Annotated in this window: 15 protein-coding genes; 4 read left to right on the forward strand and 11 right to left on the reverse strand. The window is 70.6% G+C overall.

The annotated features are described in order from the left end of the window. Positions 1-334 precede the first annotated feature (334 nt). The 8 genes from J0P97_RS09540 to J0P97_RS09575 all read right to left on the reverse strand — a co-directional run bounded on the left by J0P97_RS09540 (position 335) and on the right by J0P97_RS09575 (position 8590). Positions 335-2071, reverse strand: coding sequence for a GMC family oxidoreductase (locus J0P97_RS09540; protein ID WP_308163534.1), 1737 nt, complete (start codon positions 2069-2071; stop codon positions 335-337). After that, positions 2068-3816, reverse strand: coding sequence for an aldehyde dehydrogenase family protein (locus J0P97_RS09545; RefSeq protein ID WP_215487562.1), 1749 nt, complete (start codon positions 3814-3816; stop codon positions 2068-2070). The genes J0P97_RS09540 and J0P97_RS09545 overlap by 4 nt, the downstream gene beginning before the upstream one ends. Before the next feature lie 133 nt (positions 3817-3949). Continuing rightward, the gene (locus J0P97_RS09550) at positions 3950-4213 is read right to left on the reverse strand and encodes a glutaredoxin family protein (protein ID WP_215487563.1); all 264 of its coding nucleotides are present in this window, start codon (positions 4211-4213) and stop codon (positions 3950-3952) included. Continuing rightward, on the reverse strand, positions 4210-5340 hold the full coding sequence (locus J0P97_RS09555; RefSeq protein WP_215487564.1) for a glycosyltransferase: 1131 nt from the start codon (positions 5338-5340) through the stop codon (positions 4210-4212). Before J0P97_RS09555 ends, J0P97_RS09550 begins: the two co-directional genes overlap by 4 nt. A 108-nt stretch (positions 5341-5448) precedes the next feature. Further along, entirely contained in the window at positions 5449-6621 is a 1173-nt protein-coding gene (locus J0P97_RS09560) for a polysaccharide deacetylase family protein (protein ID WP_215487565.1), read from the reverse strand. Between the two features lie 108 nt (positions 6622-6729). Then, entirely contained in the window at positions 6730-7077 is a 348-nt protein-coding gene (locus J0P97_RS09565; RefSeq protein ID WP_246540194.1) for a hypothetical protein, read from the reverse strand. Positions 7078-7096: 19 nt separating this feature from the next. Next, complete coding sequence (locus tag J0P97_RS09570) at positions 7097-7558, reverse strand: FAD synthase family protein (protein ID WP_215487567.1); 462 nt, start codon at positions 7556-7558, stop codon at positions 7097-7099. A gap of 123 nt (positions 7559-7681) precedes the next feature. Continuing rightward, entirely contained in the window at positions 7682-8590 is a 909-nt protein-coding gene (locus tag J0P97_RS09575) for a glycosyltransferase family 2 protein (RefSeq protein ID WP_215487568.1), read from the reverse strand. Between the two features lie 88 nt (positions 8591-8678). Here J0P97_RS09575 and J0P97_RS09580 point away from each other — a divergent pair, with 88 nt between their 5' ends. Then, positions 8679-9593 carry a glycosyltransferase family 2 protein gene (locus tag J0P97_RS09580; RefSeq protein ID WP_215487569.1) on the forward strand — a complete coding sequence of 305 codons (915 nt, stop codon included), beginning with the start codon at positions 8679-8681 and terminating at the stop codon, positions 9591-9593. Positions 9594-9603: 10 nt separating this feature from the next. On the opposite strand, the gene J0P97_RS09585 is transcribed toward J0P97_RS09580, so the two are convergent. After that, complete coding sequence (locus J0P97_RS09585; protein WP_308163535.1) at positions 9604-10644, reverse strand: glycosyltransferase family 4 protein; 1041 nt, start codon at positions 10642-10644, stop codon at positions 9604-9606. After that, positions 10641-11570 (reverse strand): glycosyltransferase family 2 protein, encoded by a 930-nt coding sequence (locus tag J0P97_RS09590; protein WP_215487570.1) that lies wholly within the window; start codon positions 11568-11570, stop codon positions 10641-10643. The genes J0P97_RS09585 and J0P97_RS09590 overlap by 4 nt, the downstream gene beginning before the upstream one ends. Before the next feature lie 220 nt (positions 11571-11790). On the opposite strand from J0P97_RS09590, the gene J0P97_RS09595 reads away from it, so the two are divergent. Then, positions 11791-12531 (forward strand): CDP-alcohol phosphatidyltransferase family protein, encoded by a 741-nt coding sequence (locus J0P97_RS09595; RefSeq protein WP_215487571.1) that lies wholly within the window; start codon positions 11791-11793, stop codon positions 12529-12531. Here the strand turns inward: J0P97_RS09595 and J0P97_RS09600 are convergent. Then, positions 12518-13669: a glycosyltransferase gene (locus tag J0P97_RS09600; protein WP_215487572.1), complete on the reverse strand. Its 1152-nt coding sequence runs from the start codon at positions 13667-13669 to the stop codon at positions 12518-12520. The genes J0P97_RS09595 and J0P97_RS09600 overlap by 14 nt on opposite strands. A gap of 148 nt (positions 13670-13817) precedes the next feature. Here J0P97_RS09600 and J0P97_RS09605 point away from each other — a divergent pair, with 148 nt between their 5' ends. Together J0P97_RS09605 and J0P97_RS15805 are read left to right on the forward strand one after the other, a co-directional pair. After that, positions 13818-14501 (forward strand): hypothetical protein, encoded by a 684-nt coding sequence (locus J0P97_RS09605; RefSeq protein WP_215487573.1) that lies wholly within the window; start codon positions 13818-13820, stop codon positions 14499-14501. A 212-nt stretch (positions 14502-14713) separates the two neighbouring features. After that, entirely contained in the window at positions 14714-19606 is a 4893-nt protein-coding gene (locus tag J0P97_RS15805) for a PKD domain-containing protein (RefSeq protein ID WP_281423668.1), read from the forward strand. Positions 19607-19781: the final 175 nt, after the last annotated feature.

Consider the following 19781-nt stretch of genomic DNA (forward strand, 5'->3'; position numbering starts at 1 on the left):
GCTCCCGCGAGCAGCGACCGGCCCAGGGCCACGGCGCTGCCCCGGCATCCGGCAACCCGCGCACCGCGGGTCGCCGCGCCTCGCACTCGGGCGGCGCCGGCGGCGCCGGTGGCAAGCTCGGCGTCGGATCGGTCGTTCGTCAGAACGGCGGACAGCGCCGCACCGGCCGCTGACCCCACCGGTCTCCGACTCGCGCGGAGCGGCCCCGACCTGAGCCCTGGCGGCGGGTCGGGGCCGTTCCTGCGTCGGGGGGGCGGAGGTGCGCGCGCCCGCCGTCGGACCCCCGCCCGATCAGTGGTGTTTCGGACACCGCCCGCGGATCAGAGCCCGCGGATCAGGCCCCGCGGATCAGGCCGGCGGCGCGCTCCCCGATGACGATCGCGGGGGCGTTCGTGTGCCCGCGGATGACCGTCGGCATGACCGAGGCATCCGCGACCCGGAGGCCGCGCACACCCCGCACCCGCAGGTCCGGATCGACGACGGATGCCTCGTCGAGCCCCATCCTCGCGGTGCCGACCGGGTGGTACAGGGTGTGCGAATAGCGGCGCATCGACGTCTCGGCCCGTTCGGCGGCGGACATCGCCTCGCCGCCGGAGGGCTGCACCCAGCCGCCGGTCGTGATCGCGCCGAGCGCCGCCGTCGCGATGAACCGCTCGCACTCGGCGAGACCGGCGAGGAGCGTGCGGGCGTCGATGCCCTCCGAGTCGGCGAGGTAGCCCGGGTCGATCACCGCCGGGGCGGTCGGGTCGGCGGACGCGAGCCGGATCGTCCCGCGGCTGCGCGGCCGCAGCAGGATCGCCCCCACCGTGATGCCCTCCGCGGGCAGCGGCACCAGGCCTTCGCCGACGTAGGGCGCCGCGGCGAAGATGATCTCGATGTCGGGGAGGTCCTCGGGCGCGCCGGTCTCATCGGCCACGTCCGTCCGCACGAAGCCGTACGCCTCGGCGACGTTCGAGGTCAGCATGCCGCGGCGCGAGGTGAGGTAGCGGCCCAGCTCGCCGATCCGCTCGGCGCCGAAGAGCGTGCCCGGGGATGCCGCGGGCGCGAGCCCCGCGACGAGATGGTCCTGCAGGTTCTCGCCCACGTCCGGCGCGTCGACGAGCACCGGAATGCCGTGCGCGGCGAGGTGGGCCGCGGGGCCGATGCCGCTCAGCATCAGCAGCGGCGGCGTGTTGATCGCGCCGCCGCTGAGGATCACCTCGCGGCGGGCGCGCGCGTGCCGCGTGACGCCGTCGATCTCGACGTACACCCCGGTGGCACGGGGCGACCCCTCGACGAACTCGGGGACCGAGCCGGGCTCGGGGACCGTGCCGGGCTCGGGGATCGTGCTGTGCTCCGGCCCGGCGCCCGCTCCGGTGTCGAAGGTCACCCGGCGCACGAGGGCGTCCGTGATCACGCGCAGGTTCCGCCGACGACGAGCGGGGCGCAGGTACGCGTCGGCCGTCGACGCGCGGCCGCCGCGACGCTGCGAGACCATGGTCTGCGAGAACCCCTGGCCCGTCGGCAGATTCGCGGTGGTGACGGGATGCCCCAGCTCGCGTGCCGCGTCGAGGAACGCCGCGGTGTGCGGCCGCGGGTCGCGCTGGGGCTCCACGCGCTGCGGTCCGCCGCGGCCGAGCGCCGCGTCCGCCGCATCCTCGGTGTCCTCCACCCGCAGGATGTACGGGGCCAGTGCCCGCCAGGACCAGGTGTCGCCGGCGGTCTGCGCCCACTCGTCGTAGTCGCCCGCGAAGCCGCGCACCCACATCATCGCGTTCAGCGACGACGAGCCGCCGAGCGTCTTGCCGCGCGGCCAGTACACCGTGCGCCCCTCGAGCGCGGGCTGGGGGACCGTGTCGTAGTTCCAGTCGTAGCGCCCGCGGAAGAGCTTCGAGAACGCCGCGGGCACGTGCAGCTCGAGCGCACGGTCGACCGGCCCCGCCTCGAGCAGCAGCACCGACACCGACGGATCCTCGCTCAGCCGCGCGGCGACCGCGGCACCCGCCGAGCCCGCTCCGACGACGATGTAGTCGGCGTCGAGCGCGTCCCCCGTGCCGCCGCGCCGGGGACGAGGCAGAGAGCGACGGCTCACGCGCGGAACGCCTTGACGAGGGTGACGCCCATGGCCGCCCCGTCGCCGTCCATGCGGAATCGCGTGAACCCTTCGCAGACCGCGGCGCCCGTGCGCGAGGTCACGAACCACGGCGGCTTGGGCAGCACCGACAGGCCGTGTCCGCGGAGGGCGGACGACGCCGAGCGCGGGAACGGGCGGAACGGCCCGTGCACGACGGTGCGCTCGACACGGTCGAGGAGGAACGCGTTGTGCACGACCCCGATGCCGCTCGGCGCGTCATCGATCGTGCCGCCCGGGTAGGCGCCCCAGGTCGCGGTCGGGGTGAGGAAGCCGAAGGCCGTCCAGGAGTTGATCGCGACGGTGCCGTAGTGCAGGTCGGCCATGGCGCGGTCGAAGCCCGCACCCAGGGCATCCTGCGTCCGGGGGTCGATCAGCACGTTCGCCCCCAGCGTTCCGGTGAGCCGCTCGTTCGCGTGCGCGACGGCCGTATCGAGGAACTCCTGGCCGTTGCCGGGCAGCGGGACCACGCCGAGCACGGGAGCGAAGTACTCGGTGGTCTCGAGGGCGGATGCCCCTGCCGCCGGCGTCTCGATGAGGGCGCGGGTTCCCCCGTCGCCGGCGCCGCCGCTCCAGACGGCGTCCGGGTAGGCCTTCCGGGCGGCATCCATCTTGCGGTCGCTGTTCGGGTACCAGACAGGGCGCTGCGGTGCACGATCGTAGGCGTCCCTCAGCTCGGCGAGGAACTGGGCTCGCTGCGGCCAGTCCTGCGACAGCAGCACGACCTGTCCCGCGATGCAGTTGTGCCCGCTGTTGTGCAGGCGCATCGTCACGATGTGCTCGGCCTGGAAGCGCAGATCGGCGCGCGACCACTCGCCCGGCACCACGATGATCGGCGAGACTCCGCCGAGTTCGGCCGTGATCGGCACGGAGAGGGAGGGGACGATCGCGCGGAAGGTCGCTTCAGACCCCGTGATGTGCACATGCGAGATCGACGGATGCCGCGTGAGGTAGGCGCCCACGTCGCCGCCGCCGCGCACGATCCGCAGGAACCCCGGCTCGATCAGCGGGGCGAGCGCGCGCTCGAAGACCGGGACCAGGGCGTCCTGGGTCGGATTGACCTTCAGCACGGCGACGCGGTTGAACGCCAGCAGCTCGTACATCACGTCGAGGAACGGGATCGAGGTGATGTTGCCCGCGCCGAGCACGAGTCCGACACCGCCCGATTCGGTCGGATGCCGCTGGCCGAGCCCCGCTTCGCGCCGGGCCTCGTCGAGGGTGACCCCCGGCTGCAGCCACACCTCGGTGCGGTAGCCCGAGAGCAGCAGCCGGTCGGTCGCGGTCAGGGGGGAGGTGTGGAGGACCACGCGGTCGCCCTCTCGGGCGGAGTCGGGGGCGGTGCCGGTCCTCAGCCCCGCGATGGGCGATCGGCCGGCGGCCAGCGCGGCGAGCGTGTCGGCGTACGCGTCGAGCGCGACCAGCGCGGCATACGGCCCGGAGAGCCACTCCTCGCCGCGGAGCGGATGCCCGGGCGCCAGGCCCTTCGACGTCGCGGCGGTGTCGGCCCATTCCTCCGCGACGGCGGCCGTGGCGACGCGCAGTCGCTGCATCAGGGTGCGTCGCTGGCCGAGGGTCAGCAGGCTCCAGGTGCGCGCGCCGGTCTGAAGGTCCTCGATCGCCGCGTCGAGCGCGGCGCGGATGCCATCCGGAAGGGTCTCGTCGGGGGGATCGGCATTCGCGCCGGCGGGGCCTGTGACAGTGGTCATGACACTCTCCTTCGGGTGGCAGAGGTCATTCTACGTCCGCGGCATCCGGTGTCACCCGGTGTGCGACCGGGTGCCGCGGACGCGCGGCGCGCCAGCTCACCCGACGCGCGAGATCGCGTCGGCGCGCGGCGCGTCAGATCAGGGCGAGTTCGCGCAGCTTCGCCGCGACGTCGTCGTTGGACGGCTCGACGTGGTGCGTCGCGTCGGGGTAGACGACGACGGGGATGTTCGTGCGGCCCGAGATCTCCCGCGCGACCTCGGCGGCGGCCGGGTCGGCGTCGAGATCGACGTACGTGTAGGCGATGCCGAGGCCGTCCAGCTGCGCCTTCGTGCGTCGGCAGTCGCGGCACCACTCGGCGCCGAACATCGTGAGGGTGGAGTCCGTCGGGGTCGTCATGATCCCAGCGTACGTCCGGTCGCCTCGGCGACGGGCGGCTTCACGGCCGTTTGCGCGACGCGCTTCGGCGCGTAGACGAACAGCGCGTGGTACACGAAGCGGACGACGAAGGCGGCGGCGAGGGTGATCGCGGCGGCCAGGACGCTCGGGATGTGGGCGCTCTGGACGAGGAGGGCGAGGATCGGGATGCGGATGATCGCCTCTGCGTTGTTGAACGCGAACGATTTGATGAAGCGGACCCGCATCTGGCCGGACTCGGCGCGCATGTCGGCGAAGACCAGGTACTCCAGCAGGAGGAAGTTGCCGATGATCGTGACTTCGCTCGCGACGATCGCGGCGGGCAGGTAGTCCATGCCGAGGCGGATGAGGCCCCACATGATGACGAGGTTCGCGACTGCGCCGACGCCGCCGACGAGGGCGAATGCCGACATGCGGCCGAAGCGCAGCATCGCGAGCTGGGTGAGGAAGCGCATGCCCTGCGCGAAGCTGGCCTTCGACTCGCCCGCGTAGCGCGAGGCGAAGGCGAAGGGCACTTCGCCGATCCGGAGCTGGCGGCGCGCGAGGATCTCGAGGAGGATCTTGAACCCGCGCGGGCGGAGCGCGCCGAGTTCGATCGCCTCGCGGTCGACGAGGAAGAATCCCGTCATCGGGTCGGTCGTGCCGTTGAGCTTGCGCGGGAACATCGACTTCGTGACGAGGGTCGAGGCGCGCGAGACCGCCGTGCGGGTGGCGTTCGCGAGGCCGCCCGCGGTGCCGCCGGCCACATAGCGGGATGCCACCACGATGTCGACGTCGCCTCCGGCGGCCCGATCGAGCATCCGGGGGATGTCCTCGGGCGGGTGCTGCAGATCGCCGTCCATCACGAGGCACCACCGCGAGGATGCCGCGTGGAAGCCGTCGACGACCGCGCCGCCCAGACCCGCGCTCGGCTGGTCACGGTGGATGAGCCGGACGGGGAAGTCGGCGGCATCCGCGGCCTGGCGGATCAGGTCGGGGGTGTCGTCGGTGGAGTCGTCCACGAAGAGGATTTCGAACGATCGACCTGAGAGCGAGGCGCCGACGCGGCGGATGAGCTCCGCGACGTTCGGGCCTTCGTTGAAGGTCGGCACGATGACCGTGAGATCCATGGGGCTCGCGTTTCGCCGGCGGGATGGGACCCTTCAGCGTAGCGGGGGGCACCTTCGCAAGTGCCGAGTGCGACCTGTCAGTTCGCTATGCAGCGTCGATGAGCGAAATCAGCCGATCTGGCCCTTCACATCGGCGACGCCCATCCCGAAGTTGACGCGGATGCAGGGGAGGGTCAGCTTGTCGGCGCCGATCTCCACGTAGCCCTGCTCGATCGTGCGCGCGAGCTGGAAGCCGGCCTGGCGGAGCCCCTCGTGGGAGCGCTCGTCATTGTGGCCGTAGGGGTAGGCCATGACCTCGTGCGCGGCATCCGCACTCACCCCGATCGTCTCCAGGGCTGCGGCGGACGCCTGCATGTCCGCGGCGATCTCCTCGGGGGACAGGTTCACCATCAGCCCCTTCCCGTTGGCGCCCGCGCTGTGCATGTTGTTGGTGTGCGATCGCGGCAGGACGAACGGGTTCTGGGTCGCGACGCCGTCACCGGTGATGTCGAACGAGGTCACCATGACCTGGAGCTGCTCGTTGATCGGCGAGGCCATGGTCAGCCACGTCGGGTCGGCGTCGTCATCGGTGATGATGACCGCGTGGTCGGGGAGGTACAGCGCTCCATCGATGAACGCGTTCAGCTCGTCCCACGTGGGGAGGTAGAACGCGGCATCCTTGATGTACTGCATCGTGGCGCGGTAGTCCTCGATGTAGGAGTAGTTCCCGCGCAGCCACCCCTCTTCGCCGCCGGGCTTGTCGGTGAACTGGTGGTACATGAGGATCGGGATGCGCGCGCCGACCGCGGCCGCCGCGGCGGTCGGCGTCCATGCCCCGTACAGGGTCTGCTGCTGGTCGGTGCACGTCACGAGGTCCGACCCGTTGACGCGCACGGCGGGGTTCGCCGCGCCCGTCGTGGGGTCGGCGGATGCCGCGGCTGCGGACGCTGCGTCGGGGTACCAGCCGGCGAAGGCGCGCCCCTCGGCGCGGGGGATCGGCAGACGGTCGTACAGGCGATCCTGGATCTGGAGCTGAGGGTCGACCGTCATGCCGTCCAGGACGAAGGAGACCGCGCACGCGCCGGGCGTGCCGGCGTGGGCGGCGAGGAGCTTCTGAGCGGGCGACTCGGGCGTCGGGGTCGGCGTCGAGGCCGAAGGGTTCGTGCTCTGCCCTGCATCGGGAACGGCCCCGTCGACGGTCCCGCTCGCACACGATGCGAGGATGACGGCGGATGTCGCGAGCGCCACCCCGACGGTCAGTGTGCGGACGCGCCGTGCCTCGCGCAGATCGATGTCACCCATGTCGTCCCCCGGGTCAGCGGCGCTCCCCGCGCCGATGACATCCTAGGGGTGAAATCGCCGGTTGCGCGGTGATTACGGCCGTACCGCACGAGGAGTGCGGGGCGGGTCTCACCGCGCCGATCTGCCCTCGGCGATGCCTTTGACGCGGAGGGCCCGCCCGGAGAGGGCCACGACGAGGAACGCGGTCGCTTCGGGCGGGGTGTCGACATCGAGGGGGAGCAGGGTGACGTCGATGTCTTTGCCTCCGGCGGTGAGGACGCCCTCGCCCCTGCCGTCCCAGATCACGGAGTAGACGCGAGGGCGGGGGGAACGGCGAGGAGGGGTGACGGCCTGCCCGACGGCGCGGGGGAAGAGCAGCTGCAGCTGGTATCGCCGATCCGGATCGGGATCGGGGTCGGAGAGGATGGGGAGAAGGGCGATGGTCTGACCGACGAAGAGATCGACCGGCTCGGTCATCACCTCTCGCCGCACGCCTTCACGCCGACTCCGCCATCGCGGCCAGGCGCTCCTCGCCGGCCGCCGCCGCGGCATCCAGCGCCCGGCGCAGCTGCGTGCTGGACGTGTGCGCCGTGTACGGGAAGTACACGACCTCGACGCCGACCGCGGCGAACTCGTTCTCGAGGCGGACGCCCTTCTCGGTGCCCCGCCAGTCGTCGCCCTTGAAAAAGTGCGTGAAGCGCACGTCACGCCAGACGTCGACCTTGTCGGGCACCGTCTCGATGTGGACGTCATCGACGTAGCGGATCCCGCGCACGATCTCCGCCCGCTCGAGAGTCGGGACGAACGGCTCGACGCCCTTCACCGTGCGGAGCATCTCGTCGCTCACCACGCCCGCGATGAGGAAGTCGCACTGCTCCTTCGCGTGACGCAGCACGTTGAGGTGCCCGATGTGGAAAAGATCGAACGCCCCCGCGGCATAGCCGATTCGTACAGTCATTTGCCCCCCAGCAGCTGACTCTTGAGGACATCATGACGACGTCCCCGAGATACTGCCGAGTCCCCCGACCCGGCAAGGACTCCCACAGTCCTTCTCGGAGGGTATCGCACATTCGCGCCGGTGTCAGCGGCGGCTGTACTCCTGGTAGCTCCCGCCCACGGATCCGACCATCATCCCCAGCCCGCGCCACGCGGCGCGGGCACCCCGCGCGTCGTGGCGCGGGGATCGGGTGAGGATGCCGAAGAACCATCGGCATCCGCCGACGGCTGCCCGTGCTCCGCCCCCGACGAGGCCGCGCACGCGCGCGGCGAGACGCCCGCGGGCGTGGGTTTTCGCCGCGACATCGGTGTGGACGGTGCTGATGCCGACGCGGTACGCGCGGCGCAGAACCCAGCCGCGAGTCAGTCGTGCGGGATCGACGACGTCGTACACGAGCGCATCAGGGCATGACACGATCTCCTCGCCCGCGGCGACGAGGCGTTTGGTGAAGTGGATGTCCTCACCCCCGGAGAGCCCGAACGCGGCGTCGAAGCGCACCCCCCGTCGTCGGACGGCGTCCAGGTCGAGGAGAAGGTTGTTCGTCGGTGCGCTGTGCTGGAGAGCGCCGTCGGCGAAGCGCACCCTTCGGAAGAAGCCGCCCTCCTCGATCCACGGGTCGTGCCATCCATCCGGGAAGCGGGTCTCCACTCGACCGGACACCGCAGCGGCGCCGGTCTCGCGCCAGCGGGCGACGAGGGTGGGCAGCCAATCGGGTGCCGGCAGCTCGTCGTCGTCGATGAAGACGAGGGCGCGTGCGCCGCCGGCCTCGTCCAGGGCGCGGTTGCGCACGGCGGCGAGGCCGCGGCCGGGTTCGATGACGTGGTCGACGCCGGCCCTCGCCGCCACCTCCCGCGCGGAGCCGGCGGGGTCGTTGTCGATGACGAGGACGCGCGCGTTCGTCGCGGTCGCGTGGGGGACTATCTCTCCCAGCAGCCGGGAGAGGGACCCCTCCCGGTGGAACGTGGGGATCGCCACGACGATCTCGCGCTCCATCCGGCCCCCCCCGATTCCCGGCGCGCGATCCGCACCCCGCGACGACCCGCCAAGCGTAGCGGACACGTCGGTGTCCTAGGCTGGCGGCATGGGGCGGGGAGCGGGGGCGGCGATGGTCGTCGTCTCGTACGGATCCGCCGCCCTGGTCGAGCAGAACTTCGCCGGATGGGATGCGGCCGAGCACGGTATCGACGTGATCATCGTCGACTGCTTCAGTTCGGATGCCGAGGCGGCGCGGGTCGCGTCGGTCTGTGAGCGCCACGGCTGGACGCCTCTCCTGCTCGATGAGAATCTCGGATTCGGCGGCGGTGTGAACCGAGGGGCCGACCTCGCCTTCGCGCGCGGGGCGGATGTCCTCCTGGTGGTGAACCCCGACGCGACGTTGGACGCCGGGGCGGCGCGCGCTCTGGTGGAGGCGGCCGCCGCAGAGGATGCACTGGTGGCACCGACCATCAGGAAGCCCGACGGTTCGCTGTGGAGCGAGGGTTCGGACATGTATCTCGACGACGGCTCGATCGCCGGGGTGCGCCACCGTGCATCCCACGCGGGCCGTCCACGGCTGTTCTGGCTGACCGGCGCCTGTTTCGCCATCTCGCGCGCGCTGTGGCGCCGGGTCGGCGGGTACGCCGACGACTACTTCCTCTACTGGGAGGATGTGGATCTGTCGGATCGGATCCGCGAGGCCGGAGGGGCGCTGCGCGTGCTCGATGACGTCGCCGCGGTCCACGACGAGGGCGGGACCCACGATCAGGCCCACTCCGCGCGGGCCAAATCGGAGATCTACTACTACTACAACATCCGAAATCGCCTGCTGTTCGCCCGGCTGCGTCTCGACCCGACCGCCCAGCGGCGGTGGCGCCGCACGGCTCTGCGCGTCTCCTGGGGCATCGTGCTCCAGGGTGGTCGACGACAGCTGCTGACCTCGATCGCACCCTGGCGCGCCCTGGCGCGGGGGCTGCGAGACGGCCGACGCGGCGTTCGTGGACCTCGGTCCGGGTCGTAGCGTCAGGCCGTCAGAGACCGGAGACGATTCGCGCGATCTGCGCCGCCATATGGGCGGGCGTGAACCGGGACTCCACCACGGTGCGCGCCGCGGCGCCCATCGCGGCGACGCGCTCCGGATCGCTCAAGAGATCGATCGTATGCGCCGCAAGCGCATCCGGATCGTCGACCGGGCTCAGCAGTCCCGTGCGGCCCTCCTCCACGTAGTCCTCCATGCCGGGGGTTCTCGTGATGGTGACGGGCCGCCCGGTCGCCATCGCCTCCAAGGACACGGTCATGCCGGAGACGTGCAGGTTGGCGTGAGTGGCGATCATGACGACGGTCGCGGACGCGTAGAGGTCGCGCAGACGTGCGTGGGGGAGGTGCCTGACGATCGTGACTCCGGGCGGCGGCGGCAGCGTTGAGGTCGTCTGCGCCACGAGTTCGACGTGCGGCATCCGTTCGCGGATGATCTCGAACGCACGGAAGAGCGCAGCGGTGTCGCGGTCGCGGTCGCCTCCCACGCTGACCACGCGGAGAACCGGGGGGAGGGGCTGCGGGGTGAAGAACTCGTGGTCGATGGCGAATCGCACGTACTCGCAGCGGGGTCCCGGAACGAGCGACGACAGCGGTTCGAGCTGCGCCTCGCTCAGCGCCCAGAGCACATCGCATCCGGCGAGCACGCGGGCGAGGCCGCCGACCTCGCCGCCTCGGGCAGCCGTGTCGGTCAGCCAGATCACTCCCGTGGCCCGCGACGCGTGCGGCGCGACGATGGACATGCGCCAGGCCGCGTTCTCGTCCCATGTGATCCCGACGGCATCGGATACGGGTCGGATGCCGAGGCCCGCCCGCGATCGTGCTTTGGACAGGAGCCCCGGCTCGCGGAGGTCGATCGGCCGGACATCGGCGAATGCCGACAGGGCGTCCAGCCCGTAGGGCCAGCGTCCGGGCACCTCGCCGGCCTCGTGGCGCCTCTCCCACTGCGTGATCGAACGCTCGGCAGGGAATCCGAGGTCCCACCGCTCACCCGCTCGGATCGGACGGCGCTGCGCTGGCGGGGTGTTCTCGATCACGACGCGCGCCCGTACTCGCGCATGCCGCGCGCACCGAGACAGATCGCGAGCACGCCCGCCTGAGCGGCCGCGTCACGCCACGCGTGTCGGGCGGCGGTGCGGTGACCGATCGTCACGCGGACTCCGGCCGACACGGCGCGGACACCCATGAGGGCGACGGCGCGAGCGGCGAGGCGCCACCGCGCGCGGCCGGCCCGGGTCGAGGTACGGAGAAGGGCATATGCCCACGAGCCCCCGCTCCGGTAAGCGCGCCGAAGGATCCATGAACGATCCACGCGGGAGGCCGGCACGTGTTCGATGACCCGTGCCTCGTCGCACCAGAGGATCCGTCCCCCCGCGGCGACGACCTCCCGCGTCAGCAGCGTGTCCTCGCCGCCCACCAGCCCGAGCCGCTCGTCGAAGCGGATGCCGTGCTCCATCAGGAAGCCCGGGTCGAGGAGCAGGTTCCGGCTGGCGGCGCTCACGCACCGCGATCCTGTCGAGCGATGGGTGTCGTCGAACTCTCCCCACTCCCGAGCGGTCCGCTCCTCGGCTGCGGAGTCGAACGTGAAGGTGACCGAGCCCGTGACGGCGGCGGGGCGGTGCGCGGCCCAGAGATCGATCATCGCGTCCAGCCATCCGGGAACCGGGCGAGTGTCATCGTCGAGGAAGATGAGCGCCGCCGACCCGGCCGCGGCATCCAGTGCCGCGTTCCGCGCCGCGGATACGCCCGGGCGAGGCTCGTGAAGGTATCGGATGTGCGGGGAGAGCGCCGTCACGTACTCCCGAGCGGACGGGGATCGATCGTTGTCGACGACGAGGAGGTGCACGCGGTATCCGGATGCCTCGACTTGCGTCAGGACGTGAGGGAGGCCGGACGCGAGCGCCTCCGGCCGCCGGAATGTCGTCACGGCCACGGTGATGTCGCCGTCATGCGAGGTGTCCACTGCAGCCCTTCCTTGCCCCTGCGCCTGCACCCCCGCGCGACGCGGCTCGCGTCTGCGCCCTCTGAATGCAGGCCCGGCCTCGCAGTCTAGTGAGCTTGCTCCCACCGGTTCCGCGCGCGGCTCGGTGCGAGACCTGGTGCGGTCTCGTACTAGCCTGACCTCGATGCGCGCTCTCCCTGGGGGACGGCGAAGACGGGTCGCGCGGCTGAATGGGGGGCGAATGGGCGAGAGCTGGTCGGATGCGCTGCGACGTCTGGGAGCGGCGCAGAAGGGTCATGCGCGAGGCGCGCCCGCGTACTCGGTGTATGTGAACCGACGCCTCGGACGGGTTCTCGCCGCCACGGCGTACGTGTGGGGTCTCAGCCCGAACGCTGTCACCGTCATCAGCGCGGTGTTCACGTTCAGCGGCATCGCGCTGCTGTGCCTCGCTCCGCCGACGCCGATGCTCGGTCTCGCGATCGCCCTCCTGCTCGTGATCGGCTACGCGTGGGATTCAGCCGACGGACAGCTGGCCCGGTTGCAGGGCGGCGGGACGGTTGCGGGCGAGTGGCTCGACCACTTCGTCGACGCGATCAAGATCGCGAGCCTCCACCTGGCGGTGCTCGTCGGCCTGTTCCGATTCTCCGACCTCGCCTCGCCGTGGCTGCTGATCCCCATCGGATTCAGCGTCGTGGCGGTGGTCACATTCTTCGGGATGCTGCTGAACGACCTGCTGAAGGGAAAGCGCGGCGTCGCGTCCACACACCATCGTGGCGGGGGCACTCTGCGCCGGTCGCTGCTGCTCCTGCCGACGGATTTCGGCATCCTCTGCCTGGTGTTCGTGCTGTGGGGCGCGCCGGAGCTCTTTCTCGCCGCCTACGGCGTCGTCTTCCTTCTGTGCAGCGGCTTCCTGGTGCTCGCCGCGGTGAAGTGGTTCCGCGAGATGCGCGCGCTCGATCGCGACGCGCTCAGCGACCGGTGATCTGCGCCATCGTCGACGCGATCGTGCGGCGGTAGTTCTCCGGAGAGAATCGAGCGGCCGCCGCGGTCGCCTCGTCCGCCAGTCGCGGCGCGAGCTGTTCCCAGTCATCCATCGCCGCGCGGATCGCCCGCACGAGCGCATCGACGTCGCCGGGCGCGAAACGGATGGCGGTCGCGACGCCGTCGGTCGCTTCGCGCAGCCCGCTCGTGTCGCTGACGATCACGACGCGCTGAGCGAGTGTTCCCTCCACGGCGGTGTTGCCGAAGGGTTCGTCGAGACGCGACGGCACGATGACGAACTGCGCCTGATCGACGGCTCCCCAGACGTCGGCGTGGAATCCGGCGAGACGCACCCGGCCGGACAGGCCGCGCTCGTCGATCAGCTCGCGCAGCTCTTGTTCGTACCACTCGTAACCGCGGAAGACTGCGCCGACGAGGTCCGCGGTGATGCGCGGGTCGTCCAGCCGCGCAAGAGCCTCGACGATGAGGTCCGGGCCCTTTCGGGGCGACAGCCTCCCGATGTAGACGAGGTGCACGCCCGCGCCGAGATCCGTCGGCGGCGGCGTGACCGTCGTCGGGCCCGCGACGCCGTTGTAGATGATCTCCGCCCGGCGGGCGAGGGCGGGGAACGCCTGCCCGAGGACTCCGCGGCTGAATTCGCTGTTGACGACGATGCGGCGCGCAGACAGCGCCGGTGCGTAGATCACCCACTTCACAAGACGAGACGCCCCCTGCTCCCCTTCGTGCAGGTGCAGGACGGCGGGAATGCGCCGCGCGCGGGCGATCGGCGTCCACAGAGGCAGCGTCATCGTGCTCACATAGACGGCGTCCGGTCGGACTTCTCGGAGGATCCGCGAAGATGCCCGGAGGGCGCGGATCGCCGTGCGCGCCGACGCGAGCCAGTTGCGCGGGCGGAGGAGGCTCTTCCGCAGCACGAGGGCAGGGTCGATCCGGACCGTCGCACCGCCGGCGACGAGGTGCTCGATGAGGGGGCCACGCTCCGGGAGCGACACGGTGACGTCTGCCCCGGCGGCGGCGAAGGCGATGACGCTCTCCAGCATCACGCGGTCCGATCCGTACAGCTCGGCACCCGGGTGGACCACCAGGTAGCGAGGGACGCCGTCATGTCGCGCGGGCATGCATCTTCCCCATCTCCCCGCGGCGCGAGGAACCCGGTCATCGTATCGGAGCGGTCCGCGGGCGACTCGCGGGTGGGCTCCGAGGAGGACGGGCTACACTCGGCCTCGTCGGCGGGAGGGGACCCCGCCGCGGCAGCAAGGGGAGATCATGGCCGACAACGGGGCGCCAGCCGACCAGGAGACACGCGTATCGAGCGGTACGGGCCGGCGGAGATGGCTGATCGGTGTGGTGATCGTCGTCGTGGTCGTGCTCGCCGTCTGGGCGATCGCCGCCATGACCGCGCGAGGCGCCTCGAACGGGGCGGGGACCTCGGCGCCTGCGGGTCCGAGCTCGTCCGCCTCGGGGAGCGCCCCGAGCAGCAGCAGCCCGACGCCGGGGGAGACGTCCGACGCACCCGACGCGAACGCGTCGGAAGATCCCGGGGCATTCCCCGAACTCCCGCCGGTGGCGCCGGATGAGCCGGGTCAGGCCCCCGGTCTGGAAGTGACCCTTCAGCAGTTCGAGAGCGTGACGGGTGAGGTGGTCGTGCCCGGCGACGTACAGGCCGCCGCCGTACGGGTGACGGTGCAGATCACCAATGCGGCGGACACGCCGCTCGACCTCAACCTCGTCGTGATGAGCGCGTACATGGGGGAAGAACGCGACCCTGCCGAGACCTACCAGCAGCCCGGTGGCGTTCCGTTCAGCGGATCGCTCGACCCGGGCGCGACCGCGACCGGTGTCTACCTGTTCCGCATCCCGGACGATCGTCGGTCGGACGTGACGTTCGTGGTCGATTACCGCGGCGGGGAGCCCGCGATCACGTGGCGTGGAGCGATCCCCGAGAACTGATTGCCGCTGCGACTGCCGATAGGGTACGATCAGCGAATCTGGGGACAGACGCTTCGCGCGTCTGAGATCGTTGCTCGCGGGGGCGAGCAGACTGGGGAATGAGCGTGCGCTCTATTGCAGCGTTCGATCGTCGTGCGGCCCGTGGGCGCGCGAATGGTCGACTGAAAAAACTTCTCGCCGCGGCTACTGCCGCCGGCATCATCGTGGCCGGGATGGGGCTGACAGCGGCGCCTGCCTTCGCCGACACCACTCCCACCGCGCCGGGAGAGCCCGAGACGGTGACGTCCGTGCCTCTGCCGACGGCGCAGATCGACGGTGTCGCGTGGACGCAGGCGATCGCGGGCAACACCGTCTTCGTCGGCGGTGAATTCACCACCGCGCGCCCCGCGGGTGCTGCTGCGGGGGTGAACACGTCTCCCCGCGCGAATCTGATGGCCTACACGCTGTCCACCGGGGTGATGACCTCGTGGAACCCGGGAGCGAACGGGGCGATCAAGTCGATCGTCGCGTCCCCGGACGGCTCGACGGTCTACGTCGGCGGCACGTTCACGACGATCGCCGGCGTCTCGCGGAGCCGCATCGCGGCGTTCAACGCGGCGACGGGGGCCATCCTTCCCTGGAACCCGGCGGCGAACGGGCCCGTCAGCGACATCGCTGTGCGGGGCACGACCGTCTGGCTCGGCGGCGACTTCAGCTATGTCGGCGGCGCATCCCGCGTCCGCATCGCCTCGGTGAGCGCGTCGACGGCGAAGGCGCTGCCCTTCACCGCGACGCTCGCCGGGGGGTACGGAGTTCGAGCGGTCGTCGTCGACCCGTCGGGCTCGAAGGTCGTCGTGGCGGGCTCGTTCGAGAGCGCGAACGGCTCGACCAACCCCGGGCGCGGCATGGCCGCGCTCGATGCTGTCAGTGGCGCCACCGTGCCGTGGGCGGTGAACAGCCTCATCCGCAACGCCGGAACCAAGGCCGCCATGTACTCGCTGTACTCGGACGGGGACAGCGTCTACGGCACCGGGTACGACTTCGGCGGCGGGCCGGAGGACGGCTTCGAGGGCGTCTTCCGCGCGAACTGGAGCGACGGTTCGCTCGTCTGGCTTCAGGACTGCCACGGTGACGATTACTCCGTCGCGGTGAGCTCGGGCGTCGTGTACTCCGCGTCGCACGACCACTACTGCGGCAACGTCGGCGGATTCCCGCAGACCAACCCGAACTGGACGTTCCACCACTCCCTCGCGTTCTCGAAGGACTACCTGGGCAACACGCTCACCCCGGACATCTACGGCTACAAGTCCTACGCGGGCCAGCCGGCCGGCACGCTCCTCAACTGGTTCCCGGACTGGCAGGTCGGCAGCTACACCGGCAAGAGCCAGGCGGCGTGGGATATCGCCACCAACGACGACTACGTCCTCTACGGCGGCGAGTTCCTGAAGATCAACAACATCGCCCAGCAGGGCCTGGTCCGCTTCGCCAAGAAGGGCATCGCGCCCGACACCGACGGGCCGCGTCTGACCGGGACAGGCTTCCCCGTCACCGCGCTGTCCATCCGCGCCGGAGAAGTGCGCCTCTCGTGGTCTGCGAACTGGGATCGGGACAACACGCGACTGACCTACCAGCTCTACCGGGAGGGCACCGCGGCTCCGATCTACGAGACGACGGCGGACTCGAACTTCTGGACTCTCCCCGATCTGCGATTCGTCGACAAGACGGTGGAGGCAGGGAAGACGTATCAATACCGGGTCCGTGCGATCGACCCAGACGGCAACGCCGCGATGGGCGCCTACACCTCGGTCACCGCTTCCGCGACGCCCGCCTCTGACTACGCCCTCGGTGTTCTCGCCGATGGAGCGGTGAACTACTGGCCGCTCACCGACACCAGCGCGACGACAGCGGCGAACTGGGCTGACGGCAGCGACCTCATCGTCAACTCCGCCACGCGCGGCGCGGCGGGTCCGAACCTCGCAACGCCGAGCAAGTCGACGACGTTCGGCGGCTCGACCAACTCGTTCGCCGTATCGAAGACCACGCAGCCCGGTCCCGATACCTTCTCGGTGGAGGCGTGGGTCAACACGACGAGCACCGCCGGAGGCAAGATCGTCGGGTTCGGCAATTCCAAGACCGGTGACTCGGGGAGCTACGACCGGCACGTGTACATGTCGGGCGACGGCCGGATCACCTTCGGTGTCTATCCGGGAGGCGTGCGGACCGTCAGCTCGGCCGCGGGCTTCAACGACGGTCAGTGGCACTACGTCGTCGCCACGATGGGGTCGAACGGCATGACGCTGTACGTCGACGGCAAGCGCGTCGATGGCCGCGCGGACACGACAAGCGGGCAGCCCTATACCGGGTACTGGCGCGTGGGCGGCGACAATGTGGGCGGCTGGCCGAACACAGGATCGAGCAACTACCTCAGCGGCTCCATCTCCGACGTCGCCGTGTACGACAAGGTCATCAGCCGCACGCAGGTCAACGACCACTGGGTCAAGTCGGGGCGCACGTCTGTGGTTCCGCCCGCTCCGAGCGACGCGTACGGCGCCGCCGTGTACGGCCTCTCCCCCACGCTGTTCTGGCGCGTGGGCGAGCCGGCCGGTGCCACGAAGGCTCTCGACGCGGCGCTGGATGCCAACCAGGGCACGTACTACGGCGACGTGACGAAGGGAGTCTCGGGCGCTCTGTCCGGGGTGTCCAACACGGGTATCACGCTGAATCCCAGCGGGGGAACGCAGACCGGAATCTCGAGCGACGCGTCCTTCAGCAACCCGACGACGTTCGCATTGGAGACCTGGTTCAAGACGAACTCGACCTCCGGTGGGAAGATCCTCGGCTTCGGGAACGCCCAGACCGGTCTGAGCAACAACTACGACCGGCACGTCTACATGGCCCCGGACGGCACCGTGAAGTTCGGTGTGTGGACGGGCGGCGCTCAGATCATTCAGAGCGGCCCGGGTCTGAACGACAACAAGTGGCATCACGTGGTGGCTCAGATGTCCTCCAACGGCATGGAGCTGTACATCGACGGTGCCCTCGCCTCCTCGAGTGCGAACACGCAGGCGCAGGACTACACCGGCTACTGGCGGGTCGGCGGCGACAGCGGGTGGGAAGGCGACCAGTACTGGCGCGGATCGGTCGACGAGGTCGCGGTCTACCCGCAGGCGCTGACGGCCGCCCAGGTGGGCTCGCACTTCACGCTCGGAGCGGGTATCGCGCCCGTGAACCAGGCGCCTGTCGCGAGCTTCACCTCGTCGGCTGCAGGTCTTGTGGCAGCCTTCGATGGGTCCGCGTCGTCGGATGCCGAGGGGCTCATCACGGGCTACGCGTGGGACTTCGGTGACGGGCAGACCGGCACGGGAGCCGCACCGTCGCACACCTACGGAGTCGCCGGCACCTACACGGTGACCTTGACGGTGACCGATGAAGGCGGCGCGACGGGGTCGGTGTCGCACGATGTGACGGTGGCGCCGGTCAACCAGGCGCCGACGGCGGCGTTTACGTCGGCGGTGTCGGGTCTGGGGGCGTCGTTCGACGGGTCGGGGTCTGCGGATGCCGAGGGTCCTGTCGCGTCGTACGCGTGGGACTTCGGTGACGGTCAGACGGGTACGGGGGCGACGACGTCGCACACGTACGCCGGCGCGGGGACGTATCACGTGACCCTCACCGTCACCGACGGCGCAGGAGCGACGGGCACGGTCGGGCAGGACGTCGTCGTGGCGCCTGTGAACCAGGCTCCGGTCGCGATGTTCACATCCTCGATGTCGCACCTGGCCGGTTCGTTCGACGGCAACGGTTCGTCCGACGCCGAGGGTCCGGTCGCGTCCTACGCGTGGGACTTCGGCGACGGCCAGACCGGCACGGGCGCGACGACGTCGCACACGTATGCTGCAGCGGGCACGTTCCATGTGACGCTCACCGTCACGGACGGCGCGGGTGCGACCGGCACGGTGACCAACGCCGTCATCGCCTCGCTGGCTCCGGTGAACCAGGCCCCGACGGCAGCGTTCACGTCCTCCGTGTCCGGTCTGGGCGCGTCGGTCGATGCCGCCGCCTCCGCCGACCCCGAGGGGCCGATCGCGTCGTACGCGTGGAACTTCGGCGACGGGCAGACGGGATCCGGGGCGACAGCCTCCCACACCTACGCAGGAGCGGGCACCTTCACGATCACCTTGACGGTGACCGACGGAGGCGGCGCGACGGGGTCGGTGTCGCACGATGTGACGGTGGCGCCGGTCAACCAGGCGCCGACGGCGGCGTTCACGTCGGCGGTGTCGGGTCTGGGGGCGTCGTTCGACGGGTCGGGGTCTGCGGATGCCGAGGGTCCTGTCGCGTCGTACGCGTGGGACTTCGGTGACGGTCAGACGGGTACGGGGGCGACGACGTCGCACACGTACGCCGGCGCGGGGACGTATCACGTGACCCTCACCGTCACCGACGGCGCAGGAGCGACCGGCTCCGTCGCTCAGGACGTCGTCATCGTCGTGGTGAGCAACGTGATCGGACGCGATGCGTTCGAGCGGGCCGTCGCGAACGGATGGGGTCAGGCCGATGTCGGCGGATCCTGGTCGATCGCCTCGGGCTCGGCGTCGTCGTTCTCCGTCGCCGACGGTGCCGGGAAGATGACTGTGCGCTCCTCCACCGGACTGCGTGCGAACCTCGCGGCCGCCTCGAGCTCCAACACACGGGTGGTGGCTTCCTTCTCGGTCGACAAGATCGCGGGCGGACAGCAGATCACGCTGGTCGGCCGACAGGTGGGAGCGGACAACTACAACGCCCGTGCGCTCATCGCCGCCGATGGCACCGTGCGGCTCGCGATCTTCCGCAACCAGTCCAGCTTCGGCGCAGCCGTGAATGTCCCCGGTCTCGTCCTGACCCCCGGAACCGTCTACACGATGGCATTCGAGGTCAAGGGCAATGGCACGACATCGCTGGCTGCGAAGATCTGGACGGCCGCAGATGCGGAGCCCACCGCGTGGCGGCTGACGAAGACGGACACGACGGCGGCCCTGCAAGCGGCCGGTGGCGTGGGGCTGGACACCTTCGTCCCGAGCTCCGCAGGAGCGTACCCCGTCACGGTGTCCTTCACCGATGTGACTGTGATCGATCCGACGATCGGCTGAGCCTCTCGTGGCACGTCGGCCCCCATCCCTTCCGGGGGTGGGGGCCGACTCTATTCCCAGTGGCCACCGGCCCCATCCCTCCCCGGGTGGGGGCCGACTCCATTGCCAGCGGCGACCGTGACGGGGGCGAGGCGGAGAGGTGACACCGTCGACGGGTATGCGGCCTGTGGCCGCG

Source organism: Microbacterium flavum, from assembly GCF_018717645.1.
In the GTDB taxonomy this organism is placed as follows: domain Bacteria; phylum Actinomycetota; class Actinomycetes; order Actinomycetales; family Microbacteriaceae; genus Microbacterium; species Microbacterium flavum.